16 protein-coding genes are annotated in these 18486 nt (G+C 35.2%); 7 read left to right on the plus strand and 9 right to left on the minus strand.

The window, feature by feature from the left end:
* Positions 1–413: 413 nt before the first annotated feature.
* Positions 414–761, minus strand: coding sequence for a nuclear transport factor 2 family protein (locus tag LZQ00_RS08685; RefSeq protein ID WP_234514629.1), 348 nt, complete (start codon positions 759–761; stop codon positions 414–416).
* A 110-nt stretch (positions 762–871) separates the two neighbouring features.
* On the opposite strand from LZQ00_RS08685, the gene LZQ00_RS08690 reads away from it, so the two are divergent.
* Both LZQ00_RS08690 and LZQ00_RS08695 read left to right on the plus strand, forming a co-directional pair.
* Positions 872–1735, plus strand: a complete 864-nt coding sequence (locus tag LZQ00_RS08690) for a helix-turn-helix domain-containing protein (protein WP_234514630.1) — start codon at positions 872–874, stop codon at positions 1733–1735.
* Positions 1736–1791: 56 nt separating this feature from the next.
* Positions 1792–2394, plus strand: a complete 603-nt coding sequence (locus LZQ00_RS08695) for a short chain dehydrogenase (protein WP_234514631.1) — start codon at positions 1792–1794, stop codon at positions 2392–2394.
* 105 nt (positions 2395–2499) lie between these two features.
* Here LZQ00_RS08695 and budA read toward each other — a convergent pair whose 3' ends face one another.
* Positions 2500–4083, minus strand: a complete 1584-nt coding sequence (budA, locus tag LZQ00_RS08700) for an acetolactate decarboxylase (RefSeq protein WP_234514632.1) — start codon at positions 4081–4083, stop codon at positions 2500–2502.
* Between the two features lie 13 nt (positions 4084–4096).
* Positions 4097–5104, minus strand: a complete 1008-nt coding sequence (locus LZQ00_RS08705; protein ID WP_234514634.1) for a zinc-dependent alcohol dehydrogenase family protein — start codon at positions 5102–5104, stop codon at positions 4097–4099.
* 246 nt (positions 5105–5350) lie between these two features.
* Between LZQ00_RS08705 and LZQ00_RS08710 the strand changes: the two genes are divergently transcribed.
* Positions 5351–5725 carry a winged helix-turn-helix transcriptional regulator gene (locus LZQ00_RS08710; RefSeq protein ID WP_234514636.1) on the plus strand — a complete coding sequence of 125 codons (375 nt, stop codon included), beginning with the start codon at positions 5351–5353 and terminating at the stop codon, positions 5723–5725.
* 17 nt (positions 5726–5742) lie between these two features.
* Here LZQ00_RS08710 and LZQ00_RS08715 read toward each other — a convergent pair whose 3' ends face one another.
* Positions 5743–6648, minus strand: a complete 906-nt coding sequence (locus tag LZQ00_RS08715; RefSeq protein WP_234514638.1) for an AraC family transcriptional regulator — start codon at positions 6646–6648, stop codon at positions 5743–5745.
* A 239-nt stretch (positions 6649–6887) separates the two neighbouring features.
* Here LZQ00_RS08715 and LZQ00_RS08720 point away from each other — a divergent pair, with 239 nt between their 5' ends.
* Entirely contained in the window at positions 6888–7472 is a 585-nt protein-coding gene (locus tag LZQ00_RS08720; RefSeq protein WP_234514639.1) for a CD225/dispanin family protein, read from the plus strand.
* Positions 7462–7842, plus strand: a complete 381-nt coding sequence (locus tag LZQ00_RS08725) for a DUF2752 domain-containing protein (protein ID WP_234514641.1) — start codon at positions 7462–7464, stop codon at positions 7840–7842. The genes LZQ00_RS08720 and LZQ00_RS08725 overlap by 11 nt, the downstream gene beginning before the upstream one ends.
* Before the next feature lie 55 nt (positions 7843–7897).
* Here LZQ00_RS08725 and infB read toward each other — a convergent pair whose 3' ends face one another.
* The 4 genes from infB to LZQ00_RS08745 all read right to left on the minus strand — a co-directional run bounded on the left by infB (position 7898) and on the right by LZQ00_RS08745 (position 13811).
* Positions 7898–11077, minus strand: a complete 3180-nt coding sequence (gene infB / locus LZQ00_RS08730; protein WP_234514642.1) for a translation initiation factor IF-2 — start codon at positions 11075–11077, stop codon at positions 7898–7900.
* 106 nt (positions 11078–11183) lie between these two features.
* Complete coding sequence (gene nusA, locus LZQ00_RS08735; protein ID WP_234514644.1) at positions 11184–12422, minus strand: transcription termination factor NusA; 1239 nt, start codon at positions 12420–12422, stop codon at positions 11184–11186.
* 2 nt (positions 12423–12424) lie between these two features.
* Positions 12425–12892, minus strand: a complete 468-nt coding sequence (gene rimP / locus LZQ00_RS08740; protein ID WP_234514646.1) for a ribosome assembly cofactor RimP — start codon at positions 12890–12892, stop codon at positions 12425–12427.
* Between the two features lie 145 nt (positions 12893–13037).
* Positions 13038–13811: an XRE family transcriptional regulator gene (locus LZQ00_RS08745; protein ID WP_234514648.1), complete on the minus strand. Its 774-nt coding sequence runs from the start codon at positions 13809–13811 to the stop codon at positions 13038–13040.
* Positions 13812–13910: 99 nt separating this feature from the next.
* Between LZQ00_RS08745 and LZQ00_RS08750 the strand changes: the two genes are divergently transcribed.
* A complete protein-coding gene (locus LZQ00_RS08750; RefSeq protein ID WP_234514650.1) occupies positions 13911–14234 on the plus strand; it encodes a hypothetical protein in 324 nt (107 codons plus the stop codon).
* A gap of 31 nt (positions 14235–14265) precedes the next feature.
* Here LZQ00_RS08750 and LZQ00_RS08755 read toward each other — a convergent pair whose 3' ends face one another.
* Positions 14266–16671 (minus strand): penicillin-binding protein 1A, encoded by a 2406-nt coding sequence (locus tag LZQ00_RS08755; RefSeq protein WP_234514651.1) that lies wholly within the window; start codon positions 16669–16671, stop codon positions 14266–14268.
* Between the two features lie 230 nt (positions 16672–16901).
* Here LZQ00_RS08755 and rpoN point away from each other — a divergent pair, with 230 nt between their 5' ends.
* Positions 16902–18368: an RNA polymerase factor sigma-54 gene (gene rpoN / locus LZQ00_RS08760; RefSeq protein WP_234514652.1), complete on the plus strand. Its 1467-nt coding sequence runs from the start codon at positions 16902–16904 to the stop codon at positions 18366–18368.
* Positions 18369–18486 lie beyond the last annotated feature (118 nt).

The raw sequence follows: 18486 nt of genomic DNA on the forward strand, positions 1-18486 counted from the left end.
TTTCCTTATTGTTGTCGTTGTTTTGAAAGGCAACTATATAAAACATAGTATTTATCACAAAATATTAATATTATACTGTGTTTTTTTCTAATAAGTTCAATTGGGAATCTACTGGTAGAAACTCTTATTTGAAAAAGTAGTTTTTACACCTTTAAAATTGCTATTAGCTATGTTAATCTTTATTGTAGTAAGGAAAAGAAACTATATAGCACATAATTCAAGTAGTTGATTTTTGATTGCGTTCTTTTACACAGGTCATGTTTTAGTAGTGTAAAATTTGAATACTTTCAAAAAAGAATAACATAAAGACATTCTCTTTTATATTTACCTAATGCTTAATTAAGAAGTAATATTCCATCAAAAATATATTTTCTTCTTGATCTATTCACATTAATGAGATTTTATACTCTAAATTAATTAGTATAATGAGCGATCATTTTATTTACCAACCCTTTATCGTCAAAAAACATAACTTCTATTGACATTTTATTCATGATAGATTTGTAATACAAAGCCACAGAATTAACTCCCGAGGTAACTGCAATAAGCTCAAAATGTAAATCTGGGAATTTTAGTAAAGCTTTATTCCAATAATCTTTGATCAAGTCTTTTCCTATTAATGAACCATTTTCTATACCTGCTACCAATTTGATCATTGGTGTTATAATTTCAATATCATCAGCATAATGATCCATTATATTCTCTAAATCATGAGAGTTCCACGAATTTATCCATTCTTGAGCAAATTTTTGAGCATCCATATAAATCATTAAAATTATTATATCTATTTGCTATTTATTTTACGATATAACCAAATATAACAAATATAATTTCAAGCAAATAAATAATTAAAAATCGGTTACTTTGCAACATGCTATTTCGTTTTCCACCACCTGCTCCAATCATAAATGACTCCACTTTTTTATCCAGTGGTTCAGAAACATTTGCAAAGCTGAAAATCGAATTTAAAGCAGGGAAAAGAACCGTCTTTATGACTGAGCATACGCTTATTTTTGTAATAAGTGGAATAAAGCTTTTACATTTTTCAGACCAAACCTTAAAAATCACTCCAGGTCAAGTTGTTCTTTTGAAGAAAGGAATATATGTAATGGCAGAATACATTGAAGAAGGATTAGCCTTCGAGGCACTTCTGATATTCTTACCAGAAAACATCTTAAAATCTTTTATACCAAAATCCAATAAATACATTGGCTTAAATAAAAGCGATCCCTATATAGTTTTTCCAATTAACATGCTTATCCAAGATTTCAAGATTCAGTTCCGACAATATTTTGAACATCCTTTGTTTAATTACGAACAGTTAATTCCATTGAAACAAAAGGAAATTCTGATCCTTCTGCTATCTTCAGGTTATAAAGAACAAGCCTTAGCTTTTATTGATGCCGCTGTTAGCAAGAATGTACAGGATATGGATGCTATCATACAAGAATATATGTTGCACCCCATTACCATTGCTGAGCTTGCTAGCCTATGTAATAGAAGCCTTGCTACTTTTAAAAGGGATTTTCAAAAACAATATCATACTTCACCCAGAGTATATATCAACAAACACCGGTTAAACCATGCCAAGATGTTGCTGGAGAATACAGATAAGCAAATTTCTGAAATATCGACCGATTGCGCTTTTGAGAGCACCTCATATTTCATCCGCATCTTCAAGCAGGAGTTTGGTATTACACCACAAAGAATGAGAGCTAAAATTACTATCGAATGAGCCATTAGAAGTATTGTACCGTGATAAACTGCTTTAATTTTGTTAAAAAAACAAATATGAAAATTTTAATAGTAGGTGGTAATGGTACAATAGGAAAAAAGGTAGCTGAAGGACTGTCTCAGAAACATGATCTGATTATCGGAGGAAGAAATACGGGTGATGTTCATGTAGACATCTCTTCATCGACATCCATTTCTGAAATGTTCAAAAAAATTGGTAAACTAGATAGTATTGTCTGTATTGCAGGGACTGGGTATTATGGTTCTTTTGAAGAGATGACACAGGAACATATTATGCCAGGAATTTACGGGAAATTATTAGGTCAGATGAACCTGGTTTTAATAGGCAAAGACTTTTTGAACCCCGAAGGATCAATTACCCTAACAACAGGCATTGCAGCGAGTCATCCCGCTCGAAATGGATCTTGTGTTGCAATGATCAATGGTGCAATTAATAGTTTCGTACTAGCAGCTTCACAAGAGCTCAAAGAAGATAAAAGAATTAACGCAGTAAGTCCAGGCTTGGTGGAAGATAGCAAGGAACGCTATGGTGAATTTTTTCCTGGCTATAATCTTGTACCCATGGGTAAACTGGTAAATGCCTATATCCTGAGTATCGAAGGAGCTGTAAACGGAAAGATTCTGAAAGTATATTCATAAAGAGCATAAAAGTTAGTTTTGAGCTGTGTAAAATACTTTACGCAGCTCAAAACTAACTTTTAAAATTGCATAAACAAATGCAGAAAAGTGTTCAAGTTATTGTTTTTACTTCCCTTGTTCCACTCGTTTCAATGCTTCATTGTCTTTGGTGTCAAACTTGAAATTTTGAAAATATTTATCTGTTGGTATGTTCAGCTCAAAACTTTTCATCTCCGCAATTTCTATTGTCAGATTTCTTGCTGTGAAATCCAAAACATGTCCCCCTTGTGTTTTGTTTGAAGAAAGGAAATGATAATGAAATCCTTTACTGTTGATACCATTCAAGTATTCGGGCAGATGATAACCAACTAAAATACCCTGAGTATCCGAAAACTCAAAAAACTTTTGGGTGTCAAAAATAGTCGTGATCACGGGAAACGGTTCATTTTTTACAGATGGAAATGCCCTTGTTTTGATGTGATCAAATTTCCCAGTTATCTTAATAGCATACATGGCATTCTTGTTCTTTAATACCTCACTTATCTGTTCCCAAAGAGCTTTTTCACCAACTGCATTTTCAACATTAAAAACAGTATCAGCTTTAAAGAATGTAACAAACGACATGGAAGTTTTAAAATCATTTTCAGGTTCAACGGTTTCGCCTGTAGCTTTTGTCTGATATACCTTACCGTCCAAAATGGTCAGTTCTCCATCCAGCATATCAGGAGCTCCTAAACCGAAGTCACCCTTTAACTTCAAATCTTTCAAGGGTAAAGTTCCTCTGTATAATCCACCCACAAAGGCGTCAGCAATCCCATATTGATATAATCTGTTGTATTTCTCTTTATTTACTGTTTCCAATTCCTTTTTATCCGTGATGATTACTTTATTTTTCTGCATTTGAGGCATGTAGATTTTTTGAGTAGCAGAGTCATAGTATATATCTGCAATACTTTCTTCGGTGAGCAGCATCTCAGCTTGTTGATTTTTCAAATCATAAAACCAAAGCTTACCATAGCCTTTAGTCGGAAATGTTACCCAATCCGAAAGCAGTAAACGACTATCATCGATCCATACTATACCGTCAAAAAATCCATTGGAAATATTAGGCAATTGTCGAAAATCTTCATTTCCAGTTTTAATATAAACAGCACCCTCACCTAGCGTTTTTCCATTAGTACAGACAGCTAGCTGATTGGTATTCTTATTGAACGAAATACCATTTATGGTCGGGATATTTCCAATGATTTCAAACGACTTTGTTCGGGTATTTACTTTATAGATATTCCCTGAGTAAGTATCTGTGATACCGATAAAGCCATTCTCCAAAAGACAAATATCATTTAACATGATAGCCTTTGGGATGGAGAGTTCAAAAACGGTTTTTCGGGTATTGATGTCAAACCCTAGTACACGTTCCAAATCCGCCACGTACAAAATATTGTGCTCAATAGCCATACCTTTGGGGGCGTGTAAAACACTCTCGATTGGTGCAAATTTCAATTCTACTAACTTACCATCTGCGGAAATTTCACTTATAAATCCGTCACTATCCCGACTGCTGAAATCCTGTCCTTGATTGGACACGAAAAACCTTTTCCCATCCGATGTAACGCTTTCAGGCATTGCAAAACCGTTGATAACTTGTTGCGAAAAACTATTTAAGCTAATGCAAATAAAGGCTGCGATTAGCATGTTTCTTAATTTCATTAAGTTGATTATTTTAGAATTTGATTATGATTTTTCCAAATGCATCTCCCGATTTGAGTCTATGGAAAGCTTCCTGTGTCTGTTCGATAGAATAAACCCGACCAACAACTGGTTTAATGCTGTTCTTTTCTATAGCATTTACCAGTTCCCTTAATTCCTCAGCATGCCCCACCGAATACCCCTGCAGACGGACATAGTTCATGATAAGAGGGAAAACATCTATCGTAATTTTGTTTCCTGACATAAAACCAATGATACCCACATATCCGTTTTCCTTGACGGAAAGAATACTTTGTTCGATGGTAGTATTCCCTGCCACATCCAACGTTACATCGACACCAATACCGTTGTTCAGTCGCTTTACCTCATCACTCCAATTCGGAAATTCTTTGTAGTTGATAACTTCATCTGCTCCTAAACCCTTTAGTTTTTGTTCTTTTTCCTTACTTCCAGTGGTAGCAATTACTTTTAGTCCGAAAGATTTAGCAATCTGTAAGGCAAAGAGAGAAACACCACCACTACCCTGCACTAAAATAGTTTGTCCAGCTTTTATATTGGCTTTAGTAACCAGACTTGTCCAAGCGGTAAGACCAGCAACTGGTAAAGATGCTGCTTCTTCATCGGATAGATTTTTTGGTGCGCTAACCAATGTGTTTTCAGGCTGTACAGTAAATTCCGCTAAAGTTCCCGAAACCTGCAGACCCGTTCTGATTTCGTTTTTATAAGCTGTTATTTCACCTGCTTCCCACCTTGGAATAAATGGAATCAACACACGATCACCCCTTTTCCATTGTGTTACATTTTTACCTATGTTTTCCACTACCCCTATTCCTTCTGAAACAGGAATATGTGGCAAGGGCAAATGAGGAGCAATAACTCCTTCCACCACTGATAAATCTAAGTATTGTAGTGAAGCAGCTGTTGTTTTGACCAACACTTCGTTTTCACCAAATGCAGGAATCTGTACTTCTTTGAGTTGTAAATGGTCAATGCCAAACTGTTCTAATTGTATTGCTTTCATAACTATTTAAATTTTATGAAACAAAAGTAGAAGATAGACGACGACTAAAATTATGCAAATCAAACGGATGATTATGATATAACAACTACGTTTCTCCCTCCTCGTTTTCGATAGTCATCCTAAGGTTTCAAATGATGAATCCCATAATCATATTTTGATGTTATACTTATTTTAGTTGCAAAACCATTTTCAGCAAATTACATTTGTAATAACTATCAAATCCGATAAGTTGAAAAAACGTGTAACATGAAAACAGAATGTATTGGTGATTTCGTAAAGCTTAAAGGAAAAACTTACCCTTGTACGGTAAGCCTAACGATGGATTTAGTTGGTGGCAAGTGGAAAGCTGTTATACTCTACCATTTAAAAGACAGTGAAAAAAGATATAGTGAACTTCGTAAAGAAATGCCAGATGTTACCGAAATGACTTTGAGTCTACAGTTGAAGCAATTAGAAAAAGATGGTCTGGTATTGAGAAAAGCATATGGCGAAAAGCCCCCCTTAAAAGTCATTTATAATCTCACTGATTTCGGAAAAAGTTTCATTCCTGTTTTAGAAGCTATTACAGAATGGGGAAATCAGATCGTGAGTGAGCAAGGTGAATTCTTGACTAAAGACTAAAACAATATCAGTTCATTTTAAATACCAACAGAAATAAATTTCCTGTATTGTAATGGCGTTTCTTGCGTTTGTTTTTTGAAAAAGATAACAAAATTGGAAGCATGTTCAAATCCTAGACAATAACCAATCTCCGCAATATCCCAACTGCTATATTGCAATAAAGCTTTAGCCTCCTTAGTCATACGTTCGGCAATCCATTCCGTAGTAGTTTTACCCGTGATTTCCTTTAAGGCTCTGTTTAAGGTGTTGGTATGTACATTGAGTTGTAGCGCAAATTCATTTGCATTCTTAAATTTTAAAACCTGATTTGGAGAGTCAATTGGAAATTGTCTTTCCAATAGTTCCGTAAATAACGATGTGATACGCTCCGAAGCATTTAACGGTTTATAAAATGTTTCCGGAGGTTGAATCTTTAAAGCTTCATGCATAATAATCTGCACATAGCTTCGTAACAGTTCATATTTATTGGTATAACCTGATGCGATTTCATTCAGCATATTCTCAAAAATCCCACCTATTGAATTTGCTCTTTCTTCTGACAAGATAAAAACGTGATTTCCTCCAACCTTAAATAGTGATGATTTTGAAAGACTTTCATTTTTTAAATTCTGACTAATGAAATCTTCCGTAAACAGACAAAAATATCCTGTTTGATTCTCCGAAATCGGTTCCCAAGAATAGGGAATTAAAGGGTTCATGAATGTAATGGCATTGTTTTTTATATGAATTGTTTTATCAGCCGTTGATATAATACCCTCCCCTTCTAAAACCAACGAAATCTTGTAAAAATCTCTTCGGTTGGGTGGTAAAGAAGTAGAGCCGCAGACAAATTCTTCTCTACGATAGATATTAAATTGACTTGACTCGGGATGTTTCTGTCCGTGGCGGTTATAAAATGTAACAACACTTTCCTTATTATTCATTTTACTAAATTATGAAATTCAAACAAATAATCAAAAATAAGAATTAGTAATTGTTGATTTGAAAGATAGGAATGGATCGTTTAGAACACGATCGGTTGATCCTAGTCAAGATGTATTGTTTAAGAGCCATTACAAAAATAGGATCAAGAATATCATAAAAAAACAGAGATAAGCATCGTAATTCTACTGTTTTTCCTATATTTAAAATGAATTGAACGGCTATAATTAAAATGTTGAATATGAGAAAATACTTTTATACAGATGGATATACCAATTTTGGACCTTTTACTTTAGAAGAGCTAAAATATAAAAATATAACCCGGGAAACCTATGTTTGGTATCAAGGTTTAGCGCAATGGTATCAAGCTGTCGATCTACCAGAATTAGCTATATTATTCTCCAATTCATCACCTGCTGTTCCTAACCCATTTCACACTGAACAGACTCCAGAAGTTATATCTCATAACCCATTATTTAATAATCAACAGAATAATCCATTTAACAGCCCACAAAATACTCCGTTTAACAGTTCACAAAATAACCCATTTAACAATCCGCAACAAGTAATACCAAGAACATGGTTAGTTGAATCCATATTGGTTACTATATTTTGTTGTTTACCATTTGGAATAGTAGGGATTGCCAATGCCGCAAAAGTGGAATCAAAATTTTACGCAGGAGATTTTGAAGGTTCACAACGGGCATCAGACGAAGCTAAAAAGTGGACCAAAATTAGTTTCTTCGTACAAATTGCCCTATATGCTAGCTATTTAGTATTCATATTATTGGGAATTGCAGGATCAATATCCACAAATGGTAATTAAGAAATCTACACGATTTATTTTAGCAATACTTGGATTGGGTATTCTTATTGTAATTTATAAAAATTTTAACCCTGTTCAGTATGCTCTTTTCCCAAAATGTCCCGTTTATGCTATTACTGGATACAAGTGTCCTGGTTGCGGATCACAAAGAGCCGTACATTATTTATTAAATTTTGACCTTCAAAATGCGTTAAAGGAAAATTTACTACTCGTTATCGCTATCCCTTATATCATTACAGGATTTGTCTTTGAATCTATCAAGCAACCTAATGAGAAAGTGTTAAAATGGCGAAAAATTATCTTTGGGTATCAAGCTATTATTATCGTATTTCTAATCGTGATTAGTTTCTGGATTTTAAGAAATTGCTAAACAAAAAAGAGCGTTCAATAATGAACGCTCTTTCTCTATGTAATAAATTGTAGGATTACAATTTACGTTTTACTTCAACTTGTTCGTATGCTTCAACGATGTCTCCTTCTTGGATATCATTGTAGCCTTGAATATTCAAACCACATTCATAACCGAATGCAACTTCTTTCACATCGTCTTTGAAACGTTTTAATGAAGCTAGTTTACCTGTGAAAACCACTACACCATCACGTACGATACGAATATCATTGTTACGGTTAATTTTACCATCTAATACCATACAACCTGCGATTGTACCTACTTTAGAGATTTTAAATGTCTCACGGATTTCAACGTTAGCAACAATTTTCTCTTCAAACTTAGGCGCTAACATACCCTCCATTGCCGATTTAATTTCTTCAATAGCATCATAGATGATTGAATAAAGACGAATATCAATTTGTTCTTGTTCAGCCAATTTACGCGCACCTTGAGAAGGACGAACTTGGAAACCAATGATAATCGCATCTGAAGCTGAAGCTAATAATACGTCTGACTCCGAAATCGCACCAACAGATTTGTGAATCACATTCACTTGAATCTCTTGAGTAGACAATTTCAATAATGAATCTGACAATGCTTCAATAGACCCATCAACATCACCTTTAACGATAACGTTCAATTCTTTAAAGTTACCAATTGCCAAACGACGACCAATTTCATCCAAAGTAATGTGTTTAGTAGCACGCATACCTTGTTCGCGTTGTAATTGCAGACGTTTATTTGCGACATTTCTAGCTTCTGACTCACTATCCATTCCGTAGAATTTATCACCAGCTGTTGGCGCGCCCGCCATACCTAATATTTGAACAGGTACAGAAGGACCTGCCTCTTTTACACGTTCACCACGCTCATTTGTTAAAGCTTTCACTTTACCACTATGAGAACCTGCTAATATAGGATCTCCAACACGAAGAGTACCACCTAGAATCAATACTGTCGTAACAATACCTCTTCCTTTATCTAAAGCAGCTTCGATAACAGAACCTACAGCACGTTTCTTTGGATCCGCTTTGAGGTCTAGCATCTCTGCCTCTAACAATACTTTTTCTAACAATAAGTCAACGTTCAATCCTGTTTTTGCCGAGATCTCTTGCGCTTGATATTTACCACCCCAATCTTCGACCAAAATATTCATTTGAGACAATTGTTCTTTAATACGATCTGTATTAGCTCCAGGTTTATCCACTTTTGTAAAAGCGAAAACAATTGGAACACCAGCAGCTTGTGCATGGTTAATAGCTTCTTTCGTTTGAGGCATCACCGCGTCGTCTGCTGCAATAACAATAATAACGATATCGGTTACTTTTGCACCACGAGCACGCATCGCTGTAAAGGCTTCGTGACCAGGAGTATCTAAAAATGTAATCTTACGACCATCTTCCAACTTCACGGCATAAGCACCGATATGTTGTGTAATACCCCCTGCTTCACCACCTGTAACGTTAGCTTTACGAATATAATCTAACAAAGATGTTTTACCATGATCGACGTGACCCATTACCGTAACAATTGGTGCACGAGATACCAATGCTGCTTCACTATCTGCTTCTTCAAGATCAGCAATCTCTTCGTCTTCAGGTTTTATGAAATCAATTTGATATCCAAACTCATCTGCTACAATCGTTAATGTTTCTGCATCTAAACGTTGGTTAATTGACACAAACATACCTAAGCTCATACATGTCGCGATAATCTGCGTAACTGGAACATCCATCAAGTTTGCAAGTTCATTTGCAGTTACAAATTCTGTAACACGCAATACTTTTGCTTGCATTTCTCTTTCTAATGCTTCCTCTTCTGCATGGTGAGCAACATCGTCACGTTTCTGACGTCTCAACTTAGCACGTTGTGCAAATTTACCAGACTTACCAGCCCCGCTTAGACGAGCTAATGTAGCTTTGATTTGATCTTGGATTTCCTTTTCTGAAGGTTCCTCTTTCGGCTCGTTAGGTCCTTTACCTCTATTTTTGAAGTCTGGACGACCTTTATGAGGTCCCGCATTATTACCACCAGGACGATTATTTTGGTGATTACCACCTTGACCTGGTCCACTAGGACGGTTTTGATTACCTTGACCTGTTCCAGCTGGACGGTTTTGGTTATTACCTGCAGGATGATTACCTCCAGGGCGGTTTTGGTTATTACCACCTTGATTAGGGCCAACTGTACGGTTTTGATTGTTTGGATGATTACCCTGAGGGGCATTTCCAGTATTATTTGTACGCTTACGCTTACGTTTTTGATCATTATTATTCCCTGTCGCACTTGAAGAAGATGCTACGGGCTTATCCCTATGAGAAGGTCTTGCAGATGGCAATTCAATTTTACCAATTACTTTAGGACCTGTTAGTCGCTCAGCTTTAGCACTGATTACCTCATCTATAGGAGTAATTTTTTTCTCTTCCTTTTCAGGAATTTCAACCGGTGCTTTTACAGCAGGCTTTTCATTTTTTGGTTTTTCTTCTACCACTTTCTTCTCTTGAACTTTAGGAGCTTCAGTTTTAACTTCAACTTTTTGAGGTGTAGGGATGACAACCACAGGTTCTTCTTTAGCTTTTTCTTCTACTTTTGGAGATTCTATTGCTTTTTCTTTTGGAACCTCAATTTTTGGTTCTTCTTTTACAATAGGTTTCTCTACAGGTTTCTCCACGATAGGAGTTTCAGCTTGAATGACCTCAGTTTTTTTCTCCACTTCTTTTGGAGTTTCTTCTTTTGGTTTAGATCCTCTTTTCAAAGCATCTAAGTCAATTTTACCCACAACCTTCATCCCTCCAGTGTGTGTATTTGTAGAATTTTCTGATACAATAGGTTCAGCAGCTACTTTCTCAGCAGTTGTATCCTTTTTAGCAGCATCAAAATTTTCTATTGTATTCGCTGTAGCATTTTTTATCAAAACCTCTTTTGATTCTACAGGTTCTTCGTAATCGTCATTTTTAGATGATTCTTTAGGAGAAGCTGCTGGAGACTCATCACGACGAATTTTGCCAATAACTATTTGTTTAGCTTCATCTTTCACGATTTTGTCACCTTGAAACTCTTTCAACAGCACATTGTACATCTCTCCCGATAGTTTAGTGTTTGGCTTTCCGTCTACGTCGTATCCTTTTTTTACTAAACAATCTACGGCAGTAGATATGCCAATATTGAGTTCCTTTGCTGCTTTAAGCAGGTTTGTACCTTTTCCTTCAGTCATCTATTATTTTAACTATATAAATATTTAATACAAAAATATGTTTTTTTTACATCTCTATAACAATTAAATTCGAAAATAGAGATGAAAATTAATTATGTCACTGAATCTATTCAAATTCAGCTTGTAAAATGCGCAGGATATCTTTTACTGTATCTTCTTCCAAATCAGTCCTTCTGGCCAATTCTTCTTCTGATAAAGCTAATACAGAACGTGCTGAATCTAAACCTACTCGTTTCAATTCATCAATAACCCAGCTTTCAATTTCATCGCTGAATTCTTCGATATCCACATCTTCATCAAACTCATCATTTTCACGATATACATCGATCTCATAACCAGTCAATTTACCTGCCAATTTAATATTGTGTCCACCACGTCCAATTGCCAATGATACTTGATCAGATTTCAAATAAACAGCTGCAGTTTTATTTTCTTCATCAATTTTGATGGAGCTAATACGAGCAGGGCTTAATGCACGCGTGATGTATAGCGAATGATTTGTTGTAAAGTTAATCACATCAATATTTTCATTACGCAATTCACGTACGATACCATGGATACGAGAACCTTTCATACCCACACAAGCTCCAACTGGATCAATTCGATCATCGTAAGATTCAACAGCCACTTTAGCACGTTCTCCTGGTTCGCGAACAATTTTCTTAATGGTAATCAAACCATCAAAAATCTCAGGAACTTCTAATTCGAATAAACGTTGTAAGAATTCTGGAGCAGTACGAGAAATAAGAATCTTAGGATTGTTATTCATCATATCTACTTTATAGACTACCGCACGAATACTATCTCCTTTTTTGAAATAATCAGCAGGGATCTGTTCCGTTTTTGGTAAAATTAATTCATTACCGTCTTCATCCAGAACAAGTAGTTCTTTTTTCCAAATTTGGTAAACCTCACCGATCACCAACTCACCTTCACGATCTTTATATTTCTTGAAAACTTCGTCTTTCTCTAATTCTAAAATTTTAGAAACTAATGTTTGACGTGCTGCCAAAATAGCACGACGACCAAAACTTTCTAACGTGATCTGCTCAATGAAGTCATCTCCTACTTCTAAATCGACGTCAAATTTGTTAGCCTCTGCTAATTCTATTTCTAAATCATCATCTTCTGAAAATTCATCCTCAACAACAACACGTGTTCTCCATATCTCTAAATCTCCATTATCTGGATTTACAATAACGTCACAGTTTTCGTCTGTACCAAAACGTCTGCGGATCATACTACGAAACACTTCTTCTAAGACAGAAATTACCGTAGGACGGTCAATGTTTTTAAACTCTTTAAACTCCTGGAAAGAGTCAATCAAATTGATATTGCTGCTCATTTTTATTTAAATGAAATTAACACCTTAGTTGCTTTTATTTGTTCGAAAGGAATGATACGAGCAACTTGCTGCGCCTTTTTTCCTTTTTCTTTTATTGTTTCTTCAATTGTTATCTGTGTATCTTCCACTGCGACTAACGTACCTTCAGTTTTTGTTCCATCATTCAACTTCACTTGTACATTGCGACCTATATTTTTTTGATACTGTCTGATATGTACAAAATTAGTATCAATACCTGGAGATGAAACTTCCAATCGATATGCTTTTTCAACAACCTCTTCCTCCTCCAACTGAAAGCCAACAAAACGACTCACCTGTACACAATCGTCAATACTAATTCCCTGATCACCATCAAGTAAAACTTCCAACACACTATTGGGATGAAACTTGACACTTACAATAAACAAATCATCGCGATCTGCTAACTTTTCTTGAATGAGTTCAACAACTCTTTTCTCTACATTTTGCATATTCTTTCGAAAGCGAATAAAAAACTGAAATCAATGAATTAAAAAAGGGGGCATACGGCGCCCCCTTCCTTTCAGATATGACAAAGATAAATATTTTTTTCAAACTATCAAAATATAGATTAAAAACTTCACACATGGAAGCAAACTAGCTTTTATCAACAACTGAATTTATTGTTTTTTGCATTTGAGCCATCATGTTTGTCAACGTTTCCATCGACGGTTCGTGACTTGGTTCTGGCAACTCTGTACTAATGAATGCTTTTGCTTTCCACACTTCCATAATATCAGAAGCTTCTACCCAATAAGGATCATAACTTTTATTATCAGAAACTAGTTTCAAACCTTTATCTTCTTTATACTTAAATGCAATCCGCTTATATACCACACCATCTTCTTTGGAGACAACTATATAGGTTTGACCTGGTTTTATATCATTCCAATTGTCTACATACTCAGCAATAATAATAGAACCACTCGGAAGCGGCAACATAGAATCCCCTTTAATCTCGAATGCACGATATGTTCCCTGGTTAAACATAGGCAAAGAGAATCGTGGTAAAGTTGCCACATATTCTGGATCCCCATACCCATTCATATAACCTGCACTAGCCTTCACAGGAACCAACTCTATATTTTCACGATCTTGCCCATCCACTGTCACACTTAAGACACGTAAATTTGAAGCATTACTTTTAGATATAGGTTTCCACTTCTCATTGATAACCTCATTAGCGAGATCATCCATCGAAAGTTCATAAAATTCAGCTATTTTTTTTAGCAATTCATATTTTGGTTCCGCCCGATCCTCTTCATACGCACCTACTGAAGCACGTTTTATCTCCATTAGATCAGCAAACTGCTGCTGTGTAAGTCCTTTTTTCTTTCTTAAGTACTTAAGATTTGAAGCTATATTTGGCATATTTTTTAAATTTAATTTTGAATATCTAAAAATATTAGTATTATTGTGCCAATAAAATTAGTAAAAACTTTATAGATAACCAAATTTATTAGCGAAAATATGCATTCATACACCTTATACATTATTACCGACAGCAACAGACAATTCTTAAATGTAGATATAACCACTGATTTAGCTTTAACTGTAAACGAAATCAAAAGTAGTATCAATTTATTTTTTCCAAATGGACCACATTTGACAAGAATTGTACACTTGGAAACGTTTGATTCAAAAGAAATAGCTGCAAAAAGAAAAAGCGAGCTACATCATTTCACCAGAATGCAAAAAGAAAGGCTCATTAGAAAGTATAACGCTAACTGGAATAATCTATGTCCATCGACAATAAACATCGTGCAAAAAAAATCGGTTGTTTATACTTCATAAACAACCGATTTAAAAACTATTAAGTATACTCTTAATCCAATGTATTAGAGTAATCTTCGGGTTTAATAGCAACAGCATCTTTTTCCGAATCCAAAGCCCTGTCTTGATTAGGACCAGTAGTCTCTGTCACACCTTCTCCTCCTTCTTCATTAGTTCCCTCTAACCCTTCCAAAGGTATTTCTTCTGTAGCAGTAGAATCAGATACCGATTCTTCACGAGGAGGTCTTGGAGTTTCACATTTGTATTTTTTAGTAATCTCCACAGTCGGTTCTGGAAATTTACCTTGCGTATAACCTAATGCTTTATCTTTATACACAGCTTCCATAAATAAACCAAAGATAGGCAGTGCCGTCTTTGATCCTTCTCCAGTCTGTGAATTTTTAAAGTGAATATTACGATCGTCACAACCGACCCAAACCGCAGTTACCAAATCCTTGGTGATACCCATATACCAACCATCTACATATTCAGAAGAAGTACCTGTCTTCCCTCCAATTTCATTCTCTTTATCAAATAGATCATAATCCCAAAGCGCCTGAGAAGTTCCACCTGGTTCTTCCATACCACCTCGTAACATATAAGTCATCAACCAAGCATCTTGCTTATTAATCACTTGTTTACGTTCTGGTGTAAAGGTAGCAATGACATTACCATCATGATCCTCTATCCGAGAGACCAAAATAGGTGTTACACGTTCTCCATGATTCATCATTGTGGCATAACCGTTCGCCATTTCAAAAACAGAAACATCATTTGGACCTAAACCAATAGAAGCTACGGGATTCAGTTTACTTTCAATACCTGCACGATGAGCCGCATCAGCAATTTTGTCAGCTCCAATCTCATCTGTTAATTGAACAGTTATCGAATTTACAGAACGTGCCATCGCCCAACGCAATGACATATTGCGATAACTAAAATTCCAATCTGCATTTTTAGGTTCCCAAACTTCCACAGAATCTCCTTTATCGATTTTTATTGTTACTGGTTTATCTTGATATTGATCACAAGGATTTTTACCTGATTCCAATGCCGCTAGGTAAACGAATGGTTTAAAAGTAGAACCTGCTTGTCTTTTAGATTGATTCACGTGATCATATTTAAAATACTGATGATCAATCCCTCCTACCCAAACTTTAATTTCTCCAGAAAAAGGATCCATACTCATCATTCCGGTATTCAACATCGTCACATAGTATTTAATTGAATCAACAGTAGACATCTGTACTTTCTCACGAAGGCGCTCCCCTTTCCAAGAGAAAACTTCCATCTCTTTCTTCCGATTTAAATGAAAATCTATGCTATCAGGAGTGCTACTATATTTTTTTGTTAAATATTTATAATAATCTGTTTTTTTTACCAAATTATCAATAAATCCAGGAATGATATTGCCTTCCAAATCACGCCATGGCTCTTCGCTTCCCCAGGCATTTTTCAAACGTCGTTGTAATGCCTCCATCTGCTTGGCTACCGCTTCTTCTGCATGCTTCTGAAGCTTAGAGTTAATGGTTGTATATATTTTTAAGCCATCCTTATAAATATCCATATCATTATCCTCACTCCATTTCTCTAACCAGCGCTCTACAGCTGCACGTAAATAAGAATCTTCTCCAGCATGAATATCTTTATTCTCCGTATGTAAAACCAAGGGCTCTTTCGACAATTGATCTACTTTTGCTTGATCAATAAAATTGGCTTTTTCCATTTGGAACAAGACGATATTTCTTCTCTCTCGAGATTTTTCAATATTTCTAATAGGATTATAAAGGGTTGTACCTTTTAGCATCCCAACTAAAACAGCGGCTTCATTAATCGTTAAATCACTGGCATTTTTACTGAAATATCTTCGAGCAGCAGTTTGAATACCATAGGAATTATTACTAAACGATACCGTATTTAAATACATGGTGATGATCTCGTTTTTGGAATACCTTGACTCTAATTTATATGCAGTCATCCATTCCTTGAACTTAGTAACAATCAAACCAACTCCAGGAATTTTACCCATTAACCCTTCTGATTTATTATATCTTGTCCGGTATAAATTCTTTGCCAGCTGTTGTGTTATCGTACTTGCTCCCCTTTTATCTCCTGTTAATGTCGATATAATACCAGATCCAAGACCTAAAAAATCCACGCCATTATGCTTATAAAAACGAACATCTTCAGTTGCAACCAATGCATTAATCACATGCTTAGAAATACTATCAAAAGCTACCGGATTACGATCTTCGTCAAAGTAACGACCAATCAAAACACTATCCGCTGTATACAATTCTGTTGAAATATTCACGCTTGGCATGACAATATCCTTCTTTGTAGGAGAATAACCAAATAGACCTAAAAAATTAAGTTGGATGGCACAAACTAGGATAACTAAAAAATATATAGCGATTACTATATAGCGTAAAAATTTATTTTTAATGCGTTTGAACATACGGTAAAGGTCTAAAAATGTTTTGTGAATTCAAGCAAAAAAAACAATGATTTATATACTCAAATAAAGAATTAACGAAATTTAACATTTCATTATTCAAATTCTGATAATTAGGTGTATAAGAATTTAACAAGCCTACAATAATTATACCCGAACGTGCTTATAAGAAGTTTTTTTTCATAAATAGATATAATTTATATAAATTTATCATGTAATTAGTCATTCGAAACATGTTAAAGCAAACCTTACAACAAAAGTTATTACAAAAACTATCTCCTCAGCAGATTCAGTTTATTAAACTTTTACAGGTACCTACCGTCTCTTTAGATGCGCGTATTAAAGAAGAATTAGAAGAAAATCCAGCGCTTGAAGACGGAAGTTTAGCAAACATGGCTGAACCAAACGAAGAATATCCAGATCGTGATCCTGATGACAATTTTGATAGTGAGGAAAGTTATGAAGGAGACGAATTCAATGTCGATGAATATATACAGGAGGATGATTACAGTGATTATTCCAACAATTACAATTACGCAGATGATGAGGACGATAAAAAAGAAATCCCTATCGCTGTACAAGACTCATTCTTTGAAAACTTACAACAACAACTCGATTTATTAGCTTTAGATGATCGTGATTTTTTAATCGGCCAACAGATTATTGGAAGCTTAGATGATGACGGATATTTGAGAAGACCCATATTAAGTTTGATTGATGATCTTGCTTTTTCTCAAAATGTGATTGCTGATGAAAATGAAGTACTAGACATGCTGAAAGTTATTCAAGACTTTGAGCCTGCAGGAATTGGTGCACGAGATCTTCAAGAATGCTTACTGATCCAATTACAAAAGAAAGATCAAAATAATCCCATCATTATTCAAGCAATTAAAGTAGTCAAAAATTATCTTGACGAGTTTACCAAGAAGCATTATGACAAACTTGAAAAATCATTAGGGTTGAGTTCCGAAGATTTGAAAAACATTGTCAATGAGATCTTGAAATTGAACCCCAAACCTGGGGATTCAGGTGCGGTTGCAGGAAAACAGCTCCATGTAATTCCTGATTTCCATATCACCAATAATGATGGTGTATTACACCTAACATTGAATGGTAGAAATGCTCCCGAGCTACGTGTCAGCAGATCATACCAAAGCATGTTTGAGCATTACGAAAAATCTGATCAAAAAGATAAAAAAATGAAAGAAGCAGTTCAATTTGTTAAGCAAAAATTGGACTCTGCAAAATGGTTTATTGACGCCATCAAACAAAGACAACAGACGTTGCTAAAAACCATGAATGCAATCATGGAATATCAATACGACTATTTCTTAACAGGAGATGATGTAAAGTTAAAACCAATGATATTAAAAGATATCGCAGATCGTATCGCCATGGATATCTCCACGGTTTCTCGTGTTGCCAACTCCAAATATGTGCAAACAGAATTCGGTACTTTCCTATTAAAATCATTCTTTTCAGAAGCCATTCAAACAGATTCAGGCGAAGAAGTTTCAAACAAAGAAGTTAAAAAAATATTGGAGGAATGTATTTCGAATGAAGATAAGCGCAAACCTCTCGCTGATGAAAAATTAACTGAAATCTTAAAAGATAAAGGTTACAACATTGCTCGGCGAACCGTCGCCAAATATAGAGAAGCACTGAACATACCAGTAGCTCGACTACGTAAAGAATTATAATAAAATGAGAAAAGCCACTTGATCAAGTGGCTTTTCTCATTTATCTACGATATCAAATATCATCTTTATATCTCCAATTAGATTATTATCTTTGTATTTTGAATTAAAATATAAAATA

Source organism: Sphingobacterium sp. SRCM116780, from assembly GCF_021442025.1.
Lineage (GTDB): Bacteria > Bacteroidota > Bacteroidia > Sphingobacteriales > Sphingobacteriaceae > Sphingobacterium.